This window comes from Vibrio litoralis DSM 17657 (assembly GCF_000426765.1).
Classification (GTDB): domain Bacteria; phylum Pseudomonadota; class Gammaproteobacteria; order Enterobacterales; family Vibrionaceae; genus Vibrio; species Vibrio litoralis.
The window spans coordinates 22,291-37,972 of record NZ_AUFZ01000022.1; the positions used below are offsets into that span (position 1 = coordinate 22,291).

10 protein-coding genes are annotated in these 15,682 nt (G+C 41.8%); 4 read left to right on the plus strand and 6 right to left on the minus strand.

Annotated elements, in window-relative coordinates; all coding sequences use genetic code 11:
* Positions 1-298: 298 nt before the first annotated feature.
* From K358_RS0109030 to K358_RS0109040, 3 genes are all read left to right on the plus strand, one after another.
* The gene (locus tag K358_RS0109030) at positions 299-925 is read left to right on the plus strand and encodes a DUF2760 domain-containing protein (protein ID WP_027696515.1); all 627 of its coding nucleotides are present in this window, start codon (positions 299-301) and stop codon (positions 923-925) included.
* The gene (locus tag K358_RS0109035; RefSeq protein WP_027696516.1) at positions 925-2,739 is read left to right on the plus strand and encodes an Hsp70 family protein; all 1,815 of its coding nucleotides are present in this window, start codon (positions 925-927) and stop codon (positions 2,737-2,739) included. Before K358_RS0109030 ends, K358_RS0109035 begins: the two co-directional genes overlap by 1 nt.
* A gap of 112 nt (positions 2,740-2,851) precedes the next feature.
* Entirely contained in the window at positions 2,852-5,662 is a 2,811-nt protein-coding gene (locus K358_RS0109040; protein ID WP_027696517.1) for an Hsp70 family protein, read from the plus strand.
* A 61-nt stretch (positions 5,663-5,723) separates the two neighbouring features.
* Here the strand turns inward: K358_RS0109040 and K358_RS0109045 are convergent, their stop codons facing one another.
* From K358_RS0109045 to sbcD, 6 genes are all read right to left on the minus strand, one after another.
* Positions 5,724-7,037, minus strand: a complete 1,314-nt coding sequence (locus tag K358_RS0109045) for a mechanosensitive ion channel family protein (RefSeq protein WP_027696518.1) — start codon at positions 7,035-7,037, stop codon at positions 5,724-5,726.
* A gap of 184 nt (positions 7,038-7,221) precedes the next feature.
* Positions 7,222-8,517, minus strand: coding sequence for an NRAMP family divalent metal transporter (locus K358_RS0109050; protein WP_027696519.1), 1,296 nt, complete (start codon positions 8,515-8,517; stop codon positions 7,222-7,224).
* A gap of 376 nt (positions 8,518-8,893) precedes the next feature.
* Positions 8,894-9,082, minus strand: a complete 189-nt coding sequence (locus K358_RS0109055; RefSeq protein WP_027696520.1) for a hypothetical protein — start codon at positions 9,080-9,082, stop codon at positions 8,894-8,896.
* A 253-nt stretch (positions 9,083-9,335) separates the two neighbouring features.
* Positions 9,336-9,950: a fumarylacetoacetate hydrolase family protein gene (locus K358_RS0109060; RefSeq protein ID WP_027696521.1), complete on the minus strand. Its 615-nt coding sequence runs from the start codon at positions 9,948-9,950 to the stop codon at positions 9,336-9,338.
* 31 nt (positions 9,951-9,981) lie between these two features.
* On the minus strand, positions 9,982-13,746 hold the full coding sequence (locus K358_RS0109065; RefSeq protein ID WP_027696522.1) for an SbcC/MukB-like Walker B domain-containing protein: 3,765 nt from the start codon (positions 13,744-13,746) through the stop codon (positions 9,982-9,984).
* Positions 13,746-15,059 carry an exonuclease subunit SbcD gene (gene sbcD, locus K358_RS0109070; RefSeq protein ID WP_027696523.1) on the minus strand — a complete coding sequence of 438 codons (1,314 nt, stop codon included), beginning with the start codon at positions 15,057-15,059 and terminating at the stop codon, positions 13,746-13,748. The genes K358_RS0109065 and sbcD overlap by 1 nt, the downstream gene beginning before the upstream one ends.
* 54 nt (positions 15,060-15,113) lie before the next feature.
* Here sbcD and K358_RS19245 point away from each other — a divergent pair, with 54 nt between their 5' ends.
* Positions 15,114-15,260 (plus strand): hypothetical protein, encoded by a 147-nt coding sequence (locus K358_RS19245; RefSeq protein WP_156888710.1) that lies wholly within the window; start codon positions 15,114-15,116, stop codon positions 15,258-15,260.
* Positions 15,261-15,682: the final 422 nt, after the last annotated feature.

Consider the following 15,682-nt stretch of genomic DNA (forward strand, 5'->3'; position numbering starts at 1 on the left):
AAAAATTCTCGACCCCAATTCGTTTACAGTGTCAGCAAATAACCCACTAAACTTGGTTTATCTTGTATTTTTATCGTTTCAAACCACAACATTAAGGCTAAATCAGTCTCGATAGCACAAAGAATAATCAACAGTCTTGATGTGAGCATGATTCTATAATGGAATTTAACAAGCTTATGTTAAAATATCTGACATTGCGCGTAAGTGATCTACGCCACTTGTGAATTCAAATTTCACCCTAATATGATCACTTAGAACCGAATTAACTAATCAAATAAAGCTAAGAGATAAAATAATCATGACTTTTGACCTATCGGCAATCCCAACCACTATCGATTTATTCCATATCATTTTGGCTGCAACAACCATTCTTTTCCTTCTATTAAGCTTTCGAACTAAAACGGTAGAAAAAATCGTCGAGAAACCTGTCGAAAAAATTGTTGAAGTAGAAAAGCCAGTTGAGAAGATCGTTGAAGTTGAAAAAGTTGTCGAAGTAGAAAAAGTGGTTGAGAAAATTGTTGAGGTTGAGTCTAAATTGAAAAGCGCCCCAACTGATTCGGCACTTCAATTGATGTCTATTTTCCAGCAAGAAGCACGTTTAATTGATTTCTTATCTGAAGACCTAACAGGCTTTAGCGATGAAGAAGTCGGCGCAGCGGCTCGCGTGATTCATATCGGTGGACAGAAAGTATTAGCGGATCACTTCAAATTAAGCCAAATTCGTACAGAAGACGAAGAATCTCGCATTACCATTGAAGAAGGCTTTAATGCGCAAGAAGTTCGTTTAACCGGTAATGTATCAGGCCAAGCACCATTTACTGGCACGCTTATTCATAAAGGTTGGAAAGCCGATACCATCACACTACCTAAGCTATCTGAAAATTACGATGCCAAGGTATTAGCACCAGCAGAGGTTGAGCTGTAATGTCTACTAGTCAATATTTTATCGGTATCGACTTAGGTACTACCCACTGTGTTTTGTCGTATTGCCCAATAAGTGCCGATGAGCCACAAGTCAATGTTTTCGCAGTGCCACAATTGATTTCGCAAGGCCAAGTCGATTCATTAAATCAACTGCCTTCGTTTTTATATCAAGCGCATGAAAGTGAAATAGCTTCAGGTACGAACGCCCTACCTTGGACAAATTCCGCGACCAATACGCTCGTGGGTAGTATTGCTCGCAACATGGGTAATAAAACGCCAATGCGTTTAGTGGCGAGTGCCAAAAGCTGGTTATGTCATGGTGGCGTTGACCGTCGTAGTGCTTTCTTACCGCAAGGTAGTGATGACGAAGTTCAGAAAGTGTCACCATTGAAAGCAACACAGCTCTATCTAGAACATTTAATGGCCGCTTGGGATCATCAACATCAAGATGCTCCGTTACGTGAACAACAGGTGACCATTACTATCCCTGCGTCATTTGATCCTGCTGCGAAAGAATTAACTGCAGAAGCAGCACGTAATGCCGGTTTTCAACATGTCGCCCTACTGGAAGAGCCTCAAGCAGCACTTTACAGCTGGATTGACAGCAATAGCGCAGCTTGGCGTGAACAAGTTGAGCTTGGTGATTTAGTCTTAGTGGTCGATATCGGTGGTGGTACCACTGATTTATCATTGGTTTCTGTCACTGAACAAAACGGTAACCTTGCTTTAGAACGTATTGCCGTTGGTGAGCATATCTTACTTGGCGGTGACAATATGGACTTAGCTCTCGCCTACCGCTTAAAAATGAATCTTGCTCAACAAGGTAAACAATTACAACCTTGGCAAGTACAAGCCATGGCGCACCTATGCCGTGACGCCAAAGAAGCTTTGCTAAACGATCGCACACTGACTTCTGTGCCGATCGTAGTCCCTAGCCGCGGCTCGAAACTACTAGGTAGTACGCTTAAAACCGAACTCACTCAGCAAGATGTCGAGCAAACACTACTTGAAGGCTTCTTCCCGAAAGTCGCAGTAAACGAGCATCCTGTACAATCGGCTCGCAGTGCTTTAACTCAACTTGGCCTGCCTTATGCGCAAGATGCGGGGATTACTCGTCATATCGCCGCGTTCTTATCTCGTCAAAGTCAGCAAGATGGTTCGAGCTTTGTTAAACCGACCAAAGTGTTATTTAATGGTGGCGTATTAAAATCTGAGCTAATTTCAGAACGCCTGCTTGATATTATCAATTCTTGGTTAACTCAAGATCATAACGACCAAACGCAAGCGCTAACCGGGGTCGATCTTGATTTAGCCGTCGCTCGTGGGGCGAGTTACTACGGTTTTGTTCGCCATAATATGGAAAACAATAATAGTGGTGTTCGTATTCGCGGTGGTATCGCGAGCAGTTACTATGTAGGTATTGAAAGTGCCATGCCAGCCATTCCGGGCATGGCGCCACCAATGGAAGCGATCTGCGTTGCGCCATTTGGTATGGAAGAAGGCAGCCACGTTGAGTTATCTAGCCAAGAATTTGGTCTAGTGATCGGTCAACCGGTTCAATTCCAGTTCTATGGCTCAACGACTCGTCGCGAAGATGAAGTTGGTACTCATTTGGATTATTGGGCACCAGAAGAACTCGAAGAGCTTCCTGAGATTCAAGTCACACTGGATGCTAAAGAAGGCCGAAATATTGGTGAAGTAGTTGTGGTTAACTTAGCAGCGACGATTACTGAAATTGGCACCTTAGAACTTGAAGCCATCGCCAAAGATAATGGCCAAAAATGGCTGGTTGAGTTTAGCGTTCGTCAACAATAACGAACTAACCTCTAGGTTCCACGTTCCACATCAACTAAGGGCATTGAATTGAATAGATAATAACGCTTTCATTCAATGCCCTTTTGTTTTTATTTTGCTTTAGGAAAACATCATGAATTCTCCAATCAAATCAAATGCCCGTTACCTAATTGGAATTGATTTAGGCACCACCAACAGTGTGCTTGCCTACTGTGAAATTCAGGATGATTTAACCAAAAGCCAAGTCAGTATTTTCGATATCGACCAGCTCGTTGGCCCGGGTGAAGTTGTACGTAAGCCGCTGCTTCCTTCTTTTCGTTTCCACCCTACTCAAGGTCAATTTCAATCATCTGATATGTCACTACCTTGGGATCTACAACCGGTTGAAGGTGAATTAGAGCAAGTTATCATTGGTGAGTGGGCCCGTGAATTAGGCGCGCAAATTGAAGGCCGCCAAGTATCCAGCGCCAAAAGTTGGTTATCTCATAATGCGGTTGATCGTGAATCTGAAATCCTACCTTGGTCTGGCTCAGATAACGTCGAAAAAGTATCTCCACTACTTGCCAGTGCCAGTTACTTAAATCACATGCGTCAAAGTTGGGATCATCATAATCCTAACCACAAGCTAGCAGAGCAAGAAGTGGTGGTAACCATCCCGGCATCCTTTGATGAAACCGCTCGCAACCTTACCTTAAAAGCTGCTCAATTAGCAGGTCTACAACATATTCATTTATTGGAAGAGCCACAGGCAGTTTGCTATGACTGGTATAGTCGTCATATCGACACAGCTTCCACACAGCTACAAGATATCCCTTCGATACTCGTTTGTGATGTTGGTGGTGGCACCACTGACTTGAGCTTAATTGAAGCCCAATACCAAGAACAGCAACTCTCACTGAACCGTATTGGAGTGGGCGATCACCTTATGCTCGGTGGTGACAATATCGACTTAGCCCTCGCCCATCTGGCTGAACAGCGTTTAAATCAAAATAAAAAACTGAACGCAGCGTCGTTGATGAAACTAATCCAACAAACACGTAAAGTGAAAGAAGATTTATTGCGTCCTGATGCGGCAGAAGAAGCCAAAATATCAATACTCGGCAGTGGCTCTCGCTTGATTGGTGGAACAAAAAGCGCACCAATTACTAAGCAAGAGATCCATCAAATCGTTATCGATGGTTTCTTTCCTTTAACTCAGCCAAACGAAATGCCGCAGCAACGAAAAACCGCTGTCGTTGAATTTGGTCTACCTTATGCTGCGGATGCTGCGATCAGCCGCCATTTAGCAGAATTTATTCAAAACCATTCTCCCGATGGCAAAACACCTACTGGGCTATTACTAAATGGTGGTGTGTTTAATAGTGAATTGGTCGAAAACCGCATGGTTGAGTTACTCAGCCAATGGCATGGCGCTCCGATTACTTTGCTGGATAACCCTAGTCCTGATTTATCGGTTGCTTTCGGTGCGGTCGCTTATGCCAAAGCTCGCCATGGTGCGCAACTTAAAATTGGTGGCGGTTCGGCTCGATCATACTTCTTACACCTAAAACAAAAGAATGTCTCGGCTTCAAAAGCCTTATGTGTTTTATCCAAAGGCACCGACACAGGCCAAGAAATTCGTCTTAATGGCCGCCAGTTTTTATTAACTCTTGGCGAACCGATTCAAATTGATTTGTTAACCTCAACCCAAGAGCAATTTATTGATGCCAGCGGATCTTTAACGCCTCCTCAAAATAGTTTGTTGCTCAACGTACAAACTAACTTAGAGCGAGCTGCATTCAAGCCGCTACCGCCTTATATTGCGACATTAGAAGGCAGCCAAGCCCGTGAGAACTTGCAAGCAAACCAGAAAGATCGCGTTGAAGTCATGCTCGCTTGCCAACTTACCGAAGTAGGTACTCTAAAAATTGAATGTGTCAGCACCACAAATGACAATCAACGTTGGTTACTCGAGTTCGATACCCGCAAACATGAAGAATTTGAGCAAGCTCAAGCTCATCCCCGCTTAGAACAAGCGAAAGAGCTGATTTCAACCGCCTACTCTTCTAATAAAAAATCGGACAACGCTAAATTAATTAAAACTCTTAGCAAAGATCTCGAAAAACAACTCGGCAAACGCGAACAGTGGGATTTTGCCACCCTACGCCAGTTATTTGATACGTTTGCTTTAGGAAAAAAACGTCGTCGTCGTTCGGAAGCGCATGAAAAACAATGGCTACGTCTGGCCGGTTTTGCTCTACGCCCGGGCTTTGGTGATCCAACCGATGAATGGCGCTGCGAACAAACATGGGCGTTATATCAGCAAGGTATTCAATTTCCGTCGCACCAAACTTGGTCGGATTGGTGGATTTTCTGGCGTCGCATTGCTGGTGGATTAAACCAAGAGCAGCAAGAAACCATTTTGGCCGATATTGCGAAGTACCTACACCCAGGTGCGCATCGTGGAAAAGGAACGGGCAAAGAAGCAACTGAACATGGATACGAAGCTATGGTTCGTCTATCCGCCTCGCTAGAACATCTAGACAGCGAAGATAAAATCTTACTCTCTAATTGGTATCTAAGCCGTGCACAAAAGTCTCCCGAGTATGTACAAGCACACTGGTGGGCATTAGGCCGCTTAGCCTCACGCACCCAAATGTATGGCAGTCAACACAACCTTGTGCCAGTTGCTCAAGTCAATCAATGGCTACTTAAAATGCTTGATTTAGACTGGAAGAAAGAGCCGATGATTGGCTTTGCCGCGGTGATGATGAGCCGGAAAACTGGCGATCGCAGTATCGATATTAGTGACGATATACGTGAGAAAATCATCAACAAACTTACCACAAGTCGTGCAACGCCAACTTGGATAACACTCGTCAGTGACGTAACAACATTAAGCGAAGATGAATCGAAAAAAGTCTTTGGTGATTCTATTCCGGCAGGTTTGCAGATGGTGAACTAATTCAATGTATACCCAATGGAATGTAGGCCACTTGAGCTGAACGTCTAGTGGCCTAGTGGTTTTAATTAGGGTTATTACCTTGCTGCAAAACTCGAACTTCACGTTGCGGGAACGGAATAACAAAACCATTTTCTCGCATCGCTTCAAAGATCATGAGCAACAAATCCCCACCCACTCGATTTTTACCATCATCAATCCCTTCCATCCAGAACTCAACGAACATATTTACCCCAGAATCACCAAAGCCATCAATTTCACAATCTGGCTGTTCTTCAAACGGCACGCCTTCTCCACTAATTACCTGTTCGTGCTGCGCAACCGTCTGCTTAATGATTTCAACCAGTTTCCTGATGTCCGTATCGTAAGCGACAGAAAAATCGACACGATATCTCTGCTTTTGGTTTTTATGAGTCCAGTTAGTAAAGCTCTCAGTTACAAACCTCTCATTGGGCACCATGATGTCTTTACCATCAAAAGTTTCCAGTGTGGTTGAACGTAGCGTCGATTCACGCACTATTCCAGTACGCCCATCTTCCAACTCAATATAGTCACCAATCGAAATAGAACGATCTAATAAAATGATAATGCCGGAAATAAAATTAGATGCGATAGCTTGCAAACCAAATCCAAGTCCGACCCCCAGTGCGCCACCAAAGACCGCCAACGCGGTTAAATTAATCCCCATTACCTTGAGAAGTAGCAAGGAGAACAACACAAACACGGTGACTTCAAATAACTTTGCCGCCACTTCTTTGGTTCTAAAATCGAGCTTTTCTTGACGACGAATCAGCTCTTTTCCTGTCACATTAGAAATTCGACCAAGCCAGAATAATACCGATCCCAGTAGAACCACTCTCACCACATCATAAAAAGAGATTTGGATGTCACCGAACCCAAGCTTCATGGTTTCAAGGATAGTTATAATTGGCGTAAGTAAGTTAACTAGGTGGAGAAAAAGTAATGGAAGGCCAATATAGCGGAACACAAAGCGGATAAAATCGGAACGAACAAAATCATGGGTGACTCGATTACAAATCAGTAGTATCGCAATAACCAACGCCGTATTAATAAGCCAAGAGTGCCCTAATAGTTTTTGAACAATTTCGATAAAAAACATCAAAATAAAAACAGTGATAATCGGAAAAACCAAATTGCCAAGCTTACTGGAAATTTTACGTAGTTGATTCGCCTCCTCTTGCTTGGCCACCTTTGTTAATGCAGGCACATTTCTACGGATCGTTTTTGCGCATAAAAAGGAACAGCCAAACACAATCAACACAATAACAAGCTGGATATAAGTCTCGGTTTGCATCAATGCTTCAAACACCTGCTGACTAGCCTGCTGTGCGATGTCTATGTAATGCTTAAAATCCATTTACCTTCCTTCATTTTGAATATCACCACTATGAATATAGTGGCTAGGTTTAAGTATATGCTTGATTTACAAGAGCAAGGACTTATAAAAGTAAAAAAGCCTAAGTAGGTCTCACTTAGGCTTTCAAATAACTAGGGCTTTAAAATAACTTGAGCTTTCAAATAGAAGCTTCTGGCTATGCTGCTTACATGAACCAACTCCACCAAATAAAGGCCGCTAGGAACCCAAATAGATAAACAAAACCAACCCAAGACAGTACTTTCAGTTTACCCGTAAATTTAAGGTTGTCCGGTAAGTTAGTTTTTGTCACTAGTTTATAATTCAAAACCGCAAAGATCGGGGTCGTCATAAAGGCTAAGATCATCGCAAAATGCATCATCGCCATTAATGATGAAGTGAAAAATAGAATAACCGAAAAGGCCAATAAACTCACAATCACCATCCAGATATTTAACAAACCTTTCGCTTCAGTTGGATGGCTTTCCTCTGATTTTTTGCTTAGCAATAAGGTGCTTTCGGTTAACACTCGAGAGTAACCATCAATACAAGTAATGGTACTACCGAAGATACAAAAGAAAGCAATCACCGCAATAAGGTAACGAGACCACTCACCAATAGATGCCGTGTACATGCTGACTAATTGGTGAGAGAAGCCAATACCAGAGGTTTTAAGTGTTTCGCCACTACCATTTAATACTAGTGCGCCAAGAGATAGAAACACTATCGCTAGAGTAGCGGTGCCGATATAACCCACATTGAAATCAAATAATGCAGATCGCGCCGTCACTTTTTGCTCCTTGCTTTGTGACTTTAGCCACAGCGAGTTAAAACAAGAAATTTCAATTGGTGCTGGCATCCAGCCCATCATGATCACAATAAAACCAAAAGCAGCCATCGTCCAAGCTGACGGGCTTTGATACTCCGCAGGTGCAACTGCGCCATTACTTGCAGCAATCATCACAGCCAGTACTGTGGTCACCACTAACACCCCCATGATAACTTTAGATAAAGTACTCAGTGCTTTGAAATGTCCAGTGACCAAAATGGCTAAACAGACAACTAAGATACCACCAGAGATAACCGGGATAGATAATGAGATCGGCAAGAAGTACCCCATTAAGCTGGCACTAAACATCAATAATGCGGCCACATTTACAAACGCAGATACAAAATTAAGGATATTAAATAACCACAGGTATCCAACCCCCATTTGGTGATAGCCCTGTACTAAACTTTGCCCTGTGCCCACCGTATATTGAACGCCTGCTCTAAAAAATGGGTATTTAAAGAAGTTTACTAGCAGGATAAGCGCCGCGAGTTGCCAGCCATAAATAGCGCCTGCTTGTGTGGATGACACTAAATGCGAACCACCGACAGCTGCCGAAGCCATCATGACGCCAGGGCCTAGTGCTTTAATTAGAGCGGTTTTCTTACTGATATCCCCTGCGTGAGGAGCTGAAACTGTGGCAGTATTTTCCATATCTTGTCCTTAATGAAGCAAGTGAATTGATTGAATATTCAATTCCAAGCTTTTTATTGTTATTGCCTTCCATTGCCATCAGTAATGTTGATAACTCATTTGGCTTTTTGGGGGAGAGACACGCAACGTACCTATCTTATTGATAAAAGAGTTAACGTTACTTTTTAGAACATTCTGCTAACTTTATGACAAAGAAACAAGGGTTGGAATAACAGCAACAGAACTATTGACTACTAATGACATTAGGTTTAGTAATTTACTTCAACCCTATACTGGTAACAGAATCACTGACTTGTTTTTAACGCCAAAAATAACATAAAAAAAAGCTGACCATCAGGCCAGCTTCTCAGTCATTCTTTGTCGAACTCAGTTTGAATTAATATAAACCAAGGTCTTTTTGCAAATGTGAAGATAACGATGAAGCGTCATAAGCCGAAGTCACTGGCTTTTTGCTTGCTCCAAATAATACGTCCACAATGTGCATCATCAATCCTTTGACGTTAACCGAGTAGGTTTTTTGATCCATAGATGGTGTTGCAACTGTTTCTAAAATTGCTTGTGTCATCTTTGTACTCACTCTAATTTAACTATCAATTTGAGCGTATAATAAAAGTACAAAAGACGAGTTAACAATGAAAAATAGCCAGCATTCGCATTAGTTTTTCTAATTTACAAAACATTAACACCCTGTGACTACTATAAAAATTCAACGCATTAAAAAACAACAACTTAGATCAAATATTAAGCAAAGCGTTATAGCAAGAATAGTTGGCTTAACACTTTGTTAACTATTATTTATTTTGAATGAGAACGAAATCTTAATTCGCTATCCACTGAGTCTCAATCAGCAGTTGATCGTATTGCTTAATTCTTGCAGTAAAGATATCACCTTCATGCACCACACCGACACCACTTGGGGTGCCTGTCATGATCACATCGCCGTTATTTAAGGTGGTATACGATTTCACTTCACTCAAAATATCATCTGGGGTATACATCATATTCATTACCCCACCCGCTTGTACTCGTAGCCCATTGATCAGAAGCTCTAATGACAATCCTTGCCAATTACCGCCCTTTAACGAGACAAACTTACTTAACACAGCAGAGCCATCGAAAGCTTTCGCTCGCTCCCAAGGTAACTGCTTTGCTTTCAATTGAGATTGTAATTCGCGCTTAGTGAGATCGAGACCAAAACCGACCGCATGTATTTCACCATTTTTAATGCTAAAGCAAATCTCACCTTCGTAATGCAATGGCTCTTGATGAAAGGAGTTTAACTGGTTAGTAATTGAAGTACTCGGCTTATTAAATACCACCATTTGATCTGGCATTGCATTATTTAGCTCTTTGACGTGCTCGGCATAATTTCGGCCTACACACACTACCTTTGAGGGCTTCTGCTTTTTATTATCTACCAGTATTGTTGTCATTGTTGTCCCTTTAATGTTGGGTAGTTTGCTATTAAGCCGACACACGGAAAGAAGAGTCTAATTCACTCATTCCAAGTCCGTTGCGTTTATGCACTTTAATTTGTACTGGAATACGCTCTTTCATGGCATCTATATGACTGATCACACCAATCATTTTACCGGATGCATTTAAGTTATCTAATGCGTTTAAAGCCATATCGAGCGTATCAGCATCCAATGTACCAAAACCTTCATCCAAGAATAAAGAATCAATACTGGTTTTGTGACTGACCAAATCCGACAATGCGAGCGCTAAAGCTAGGCTCACTAAAAAGCTTTCACCACCAGACAAAGTCTTCGTATCTCGAACCGTGTCGCCTTGCCAAGTGTCTATCACTGATAACGCCAATCCGTCCGTTGATACACTAGCAGTAGGTGGATGGGCATTCTCAGCCATTGAAACCCCAGAACGCTGCAATAAATAGCGTCCATGCAGCCGTTCCAATTGTTTATTGGCTAAATACACAAGGTTGTCTAAAGTGAGTCCTTGAGCAAATTTTCGGAATTTATCACCACTTTTAGAACCAATTAAGGCATGTAGGTATTGCCAGTCATCATAATGGGATTGTTGTGATTCTATCTGTTTAAATAGCTCAACTTGCCCTTCACGCCTGCGCTTGTCACTCAATAATTCGTGTTCAATTTGTCCAATGCGGTAGGTTTGGCGATCTAAGATTTCACTCACTTCTTGAAGGCTTTTTAACACCGTTTCGCAATCCGTCTTCATCCACTGAGACGCCTTTTCATGCTGTTGAATACTACCCCACTGTTTATTGGCATTGTCCACTAACGCCACCGCTCGCTCAGCTTGATTATTTATCTCTTGCTGCAAGGTGATGAGTTTCTGTCTTTCATTTTCATCTAATAAGGCTGCTTCAAACATGGCTTGATCTTCAAACGGACTTTGAGCAAGCGCTTGTTGCCAATCTAGCTGTGCCTTTTTATAAGTTTGAGTTTGTTGTTCAAACTGATTTTTAGTACTGCCAATCTCACCGGATAATTTTTCTAACTGAACTTGCAGACTATGCCACTGTTGTTGTGCGACTTGATAGGCTTGTTCCGTTTCATCTAATTGCTTTTGACTCGCTTGTTTTTCTTCTGCAATGCTTCGCTTACCAAATAATGCCAACCGTTCTTGTTTTTTCTGTGCGAGAAATTCAACTTGATCCGCAAGAGCCTTGTTCATTTCATCTGCAAGATTTTGCTTTTCTTGCAGTAATTGATTCAAACGAACTTCATTTTGTTGTACTTGCGCCAGTTTGTGCATCAGTTCAGTAGATTGCTGATTATATTGCTGCCACCGCTTCGATGCGTGACGCTTTTGCTCTAACCAATGACTTAATGGCGAAACATCAGTTGGGCTACCCTCTACCAATGAATAGTCAGGCAAGCTATAGCCTAAAGCCCTCCATTGATCACTCAAGGTTTGATAGATTGTCGCTCTATCTTCTTGCAGGCTTTGTAATGATTGAAGCTTGGCATCATCTTGTTTTAGCAATACTTGCTCTTGTTGCTTAAGCCCTTCAAGCGAGGCTTTTACTTTTTCTTGCTGAAAATTACTTAATTGCAGCGCTTCCTTGCAAGTACTCAATTGCTTTTCAGCCTGTTGAAGCTGAGACAAGTTCGCTTTAATGGCTTCGATTTGCCTAGGAACGTCAACCTCATACCGCTGCAGTTGCTTTGAGTCTTCAATCGCAAACAGTGGTAATGTTTGATTGCTAAAACTTTGCTGCCATTGTTGTTCAATGTCGCTCAACTCAGCTTTATCTTGCTGCTGTTTTTGCGTTAATTCAGTTATATACCGAGCCGTAGAATCTAGTTGTGAGCGAGCTTGCATGCCTTGCGCTTCAATCGTCTTTATCTCTGTTTCGGCGCGTTCTTTATCAAGACTGACTTGCGAGCGGTTCAGTGTCGTTGAATGCTCTAAAGCCGGATGTTCCAATGAACCGCACAAAGGACACGCTTCACCCGCTTGTAATTTGGCACGATAATCGGCAAATTGCGTGTCTTGATCGATAAGAGTTTTATAGCTTTGTATTTCAGCGTCTTTGGCTTTATAAGCCAGACGTAATGATGCGCAATTATCGGTGAGTTGTTGATGCTGTTTATTTTGCTCAATCAATACCTGAGCTTCACGTAGAATGGTTTGCGATAACTTTGCCCATGTATCGTGCTTAATTTTTAATTGATAAATAAAATGGCGATGTTGATCTTTTTCTTCTAACTCTTGAGACAATTGCTCCGCATTTTTTTGTTCATCGGTATTGAGAGATAACCAGGTTTGATTGGCAGCTTGATACAGCGCTTGTTTACCATGAACTTCCGCTTGGCATTGCTGAAAGTGTTTTTCTTCTGCTGCGATCGTATTAGCCAGCTGATCTTTTGCTTGTTGCTCGGCTTGAATAGTCTTATTTAGCTCGACTATTTCACGCCCCTTTTGTGCCATTTGTTCAACTTGCAACTGCCATGAATTTAGGTGTTGAGAGATCACCTCATCATTCGCATGCTTATCTAAATACTCTCGACAAGTCGTCTGTTGTGTTTGAGCTTGACCTAAAGCAGATTTAACTTGGCGAAGCTCTTGCTGTACGGTATTAAGCTGCTTATTTTCATTTTGGTATTGGCTAGTTAAATCGGCAACTTTGCTCTCTTTTTGCTGTATATCTTGATCGAGCGGCAGGACTTGTTCATCAATTAATTTGAATAGATCTCGTTGTGATTTTTTCTGCTGATCCAATGCAACAGCAGCCTTGTCATGAATGTGTTGTTTCGATTGTTTCTGCTTTTCAAACTCTGAAAATTGTTGCTGCTTTTCATTTAATTGAGTGGTAACAGAATCAAGTTGTTGCTTCGCCTGTTGCCATTGCAGGAAAGGCGGTCTCAATTTTTCAGCCGGTTCACTTTTCGCAAGTTTATCCAACTGCGACTGCTCAGCTACTTTTTGCTGATTAACCTTATCTTGTAGTTGCTGCGCTTCTTGAACGGCTTGTTGGGCAGCCTGGTATTGTTGCCACCACTGGTGATGCTCATTCCAGGCTTGTAATACTTGCTTGTTTTTCTGTTGCTGTTGTTTAACGTCTTCAAGTTCATTATTCAGTTCTGACACTTGCTCTAAAGACAGAAGTTGAACACCTTTGGCTTGCGATTCCAGTTCCGCTAATTTTTGTTTGGCGTCGGTGAAGTACTCATGCACTTTCTCTGAAATTTGGCCGTAGATCTCCGTGCCGGTTAACTCTTCAAGTAGTTCCGCTCGCTCGGATTCTTTCGCATTTAAAAAAGCGGCAAATTGGCCTTGAGACAACATCATTGATTTAGTAAAACGTGAAAAGTCGAGACCCGTAATGTCTTTTAACAAAGTGTCTTTTCGTTTTATTTGCGTGGCAAGCATCTTACCGCTTACCACTTCTGCAAGTTCAACTACCGCAGATTGTAAATTTCCATCCACTTTGCCCCGAGAACGACGCATGCTCCAAAATGCACGGTAAGCTTTGCCTTTTACTTCGAACTCCACTTCCGCTAAACATTCTGTAGTACCTCGAGTCATGATCTCATTGTTTGAAGTAGAGATAAGCCCAAGACGCGGTGTCTGGTGATACAAGGCTAAACACATGGCATCGAGTAAGGTGGTTTTACCTGCCCCAGTTGGCCCTGTGATTGCAAATAAGCCATTTTCGGCAAATGGAGATTGAGTGAAATCGATCTTCCACTCGCCTTTTAAGGAATTTAAATTTTGAAAGCGAACCGTTAAAATTTTCATTATTTCACTTCCTTGTCACTAGTATCGCTATTGCCACTTTGTTGCTCTAAGACATCGGAGACGACTTGATCAAACTGCTGCATAATTCGTTGTTGTCTAGCCTCTGCCTCTTCTCCTTCAAAGGATTCAAGGCTCATTCGCTTATGAAAAACATCTTGTGGGGTAAGCTCAGCCAGAGTTTCATTTTTCACTTGAGTAAGTGATTGAACCTGTTGCGAGCGACTACGGCGCAGCTGCAATACTTCAACATTAAGATTTTCCGTCATAGCTTGGATTCTAGGTTGTAAATCTGACAAATAATCATCCACTTCTACATGGATACACAACCAGACTGTTTGCTCGATACCTACAAATTGCTGCAATTGTGACTCTATACTTTCAAGCGATCCTTTCAATGTCATCATGGATTGAAAAAGCGGAATAGGAAGTGGTTCGATTCGCTTACCATTTTCATTGAATTCGACTAGCACCACATGTTTATTCGATAACGTTAGCTGGTTTTTTTCTGAGATCTCACTTTCAACAGGTTGAGTTTTAATCTCATCAAAGCTCAACGGAATAGGCGATCCGCAGTAGCGAATAGATTCAGATTTGGCAACAATTTGTGGCCTGTGTATATGGCCAAGCGCAATATAATCAACCGGTGGAAAAGCTTTGGCATCAAAAGCTTCAAGTGAACCGATATAAATATCTCGCACAGATTCAGAAGTGGTGATACCTAGCGCCGTTAAATGCCCCGTTGCGATAATTGGCAGATTACGTTTGAGCTTTTGTTGTTGCTCAGTTTGTATTTCTAAGGCTTTGTCGTGCAAGTTCTGGTAGTGCTGTTGAATGGCCTCACCCAGCGCTTGTTTCTTTTGGGTACTCGTTTCTCCCGCGACACTTTGCAATACATCTCGCGGTCGGATAAAAGGAACCGCACACAAAATTGCGCCAGCTTGCTTATTACGATCTTCCAGTAAGAGCACCTGTTCATTAAGGTTTTCAGTCGTATTCGCAATAACATGGGTATTTAGGCAAGCAAGCAGATCTTTAGATTCATTCAGCATTGAAACCGAATCATGGTTACCACCCAAAACGATTAATGTTGTACCTAGTTGACTCAATTTCACAACAAACTGATTGTACATTTCTCGGGCGTAACTTGGTGGTGTGCCAGTATCGAAGACATCTCCCGCAATAATAACCACATCGACTTGTTGAGCTTTAACCAACTCAAGTAGCCAATGAATAAAAGCTTGATGTTCATTCTTGCGACTTTTTGTGAAGAAGTTTTGACCAAGATGCCAATCTGAAGTGTGGATTATTTTCATAATAAATATTGAGCACGCCAATTTAAAAAGATGATATACCCAAGTAACTTCAAGATGCAGAATTCAGAGCTATCATCTAGACCTTTAGGCAAGGAAGATTGGCGAAGGAATGTCAGTACCTTTCAAACCAATCTGACGCTGTATAAAGGTTTGGATGAAGCTCCCGAAGGGCAAGTTAAAACAAGCTTTATGCTGCGTTAAATTGAATAGAGATAGAATAACTATGATCATATTCAATTTGTCTTGCCTAAAGCTTGTTTTATTCTTGCTGAAACTCGCATCTTGAAATTACTTGGGTATAGATATTGTGCCATAAACGATTGAATAAAAAAGGATGCGCGATGTGTTTTATTGCAAATAGTTACCGTAATAACTTTTTTGACAGACATAAAAAAAGCTCAGGAAATTTAACCTGAGCTTGTTACAAAAACCATCACAAAAGTAACGGCCAGCTATGCGTAACCACCAATGTGTGTTCTGGTGTTTAGCTGATCGGCGGCCAAACCAAAAGCTAAACGAACACCTGGTATGCGACTAATTTCGTCGCTTTACCAATACACTGCCTGTTAATAGTAGACAATCCATTAAGGTTGCTTTTCTATACAACAAACAACGTGTATTCA

Bases quoted from the DNA above. Each gene is read 5' to 3' on its own strand.
- K358_RS0109050 (WP_027696519.1), bottom strand. From the start codon at position 8,517: ATGGAAAATACTGCCACAGTTTCAGCTCCTCACGCAGGGGATATCAGT.
- K358_RS0109060 (WP_027696521.1), bottom strand. From the start codon at position 9,950: ATGACAACAATACTGGTAGATAATAAAAAGCAGAAGCCCTCAAAGGTA.
- K358_RS0109030 (WP_027696515.1), top strand. From the start codon at position 299: ATGACTTTTGACCTATCGGCAATCCCAACCACTATCGATTTATTCCAT.
- K358_RS0109035 (WP_027696516.1), top strand. From the start codon at position 925: ATGTCTACTAGTCAATATTTTATCGGTATCGACTTAGGTACTACCCAC.
- K358_RS0109055 (WP_027696520.1), bottom strand. From the start codon at position 9,082: ATGACACAAGCAATTTTAGAAACAGTTGCAACACCATCTATGGATCAA.
- K358_RS0109040 (WP_027696517.1), top strand. From the start codon at position 2,852: ATGAATTCTCCAATCAAATCAAATGCCCGTTACCTAATTGGAATTGAT.
- K358_RS0109045 (WP_027696518.1), bottom strand. From the start codon at position 7,037: ATGGATTTTAAGCATTACATAGACATCGCACAGCAGGCTAGTCAGCAG.
- sbcD (WP_027696523.1), bottom strand. From the start codon at position 15,059: ATGAAAATAATCCACACTTCAGATTGGCATCTTGGTCAAAACTTCTTC.
- K358_RS0109065 (WP_027696522.1), bottom strand. From the start codon at position 13,746: ATGAAAATTTTAACGGTTCGCTTTCAAAATTTAAATTCCTTAAAAGGC.
- K358_RS19245 (WP_156888710.1), top strand. From the start codon at position 15,114: ATGCAGAATTCAGAGCTATCATCTAGACCTTTAGGCAAGGAAGATTGG.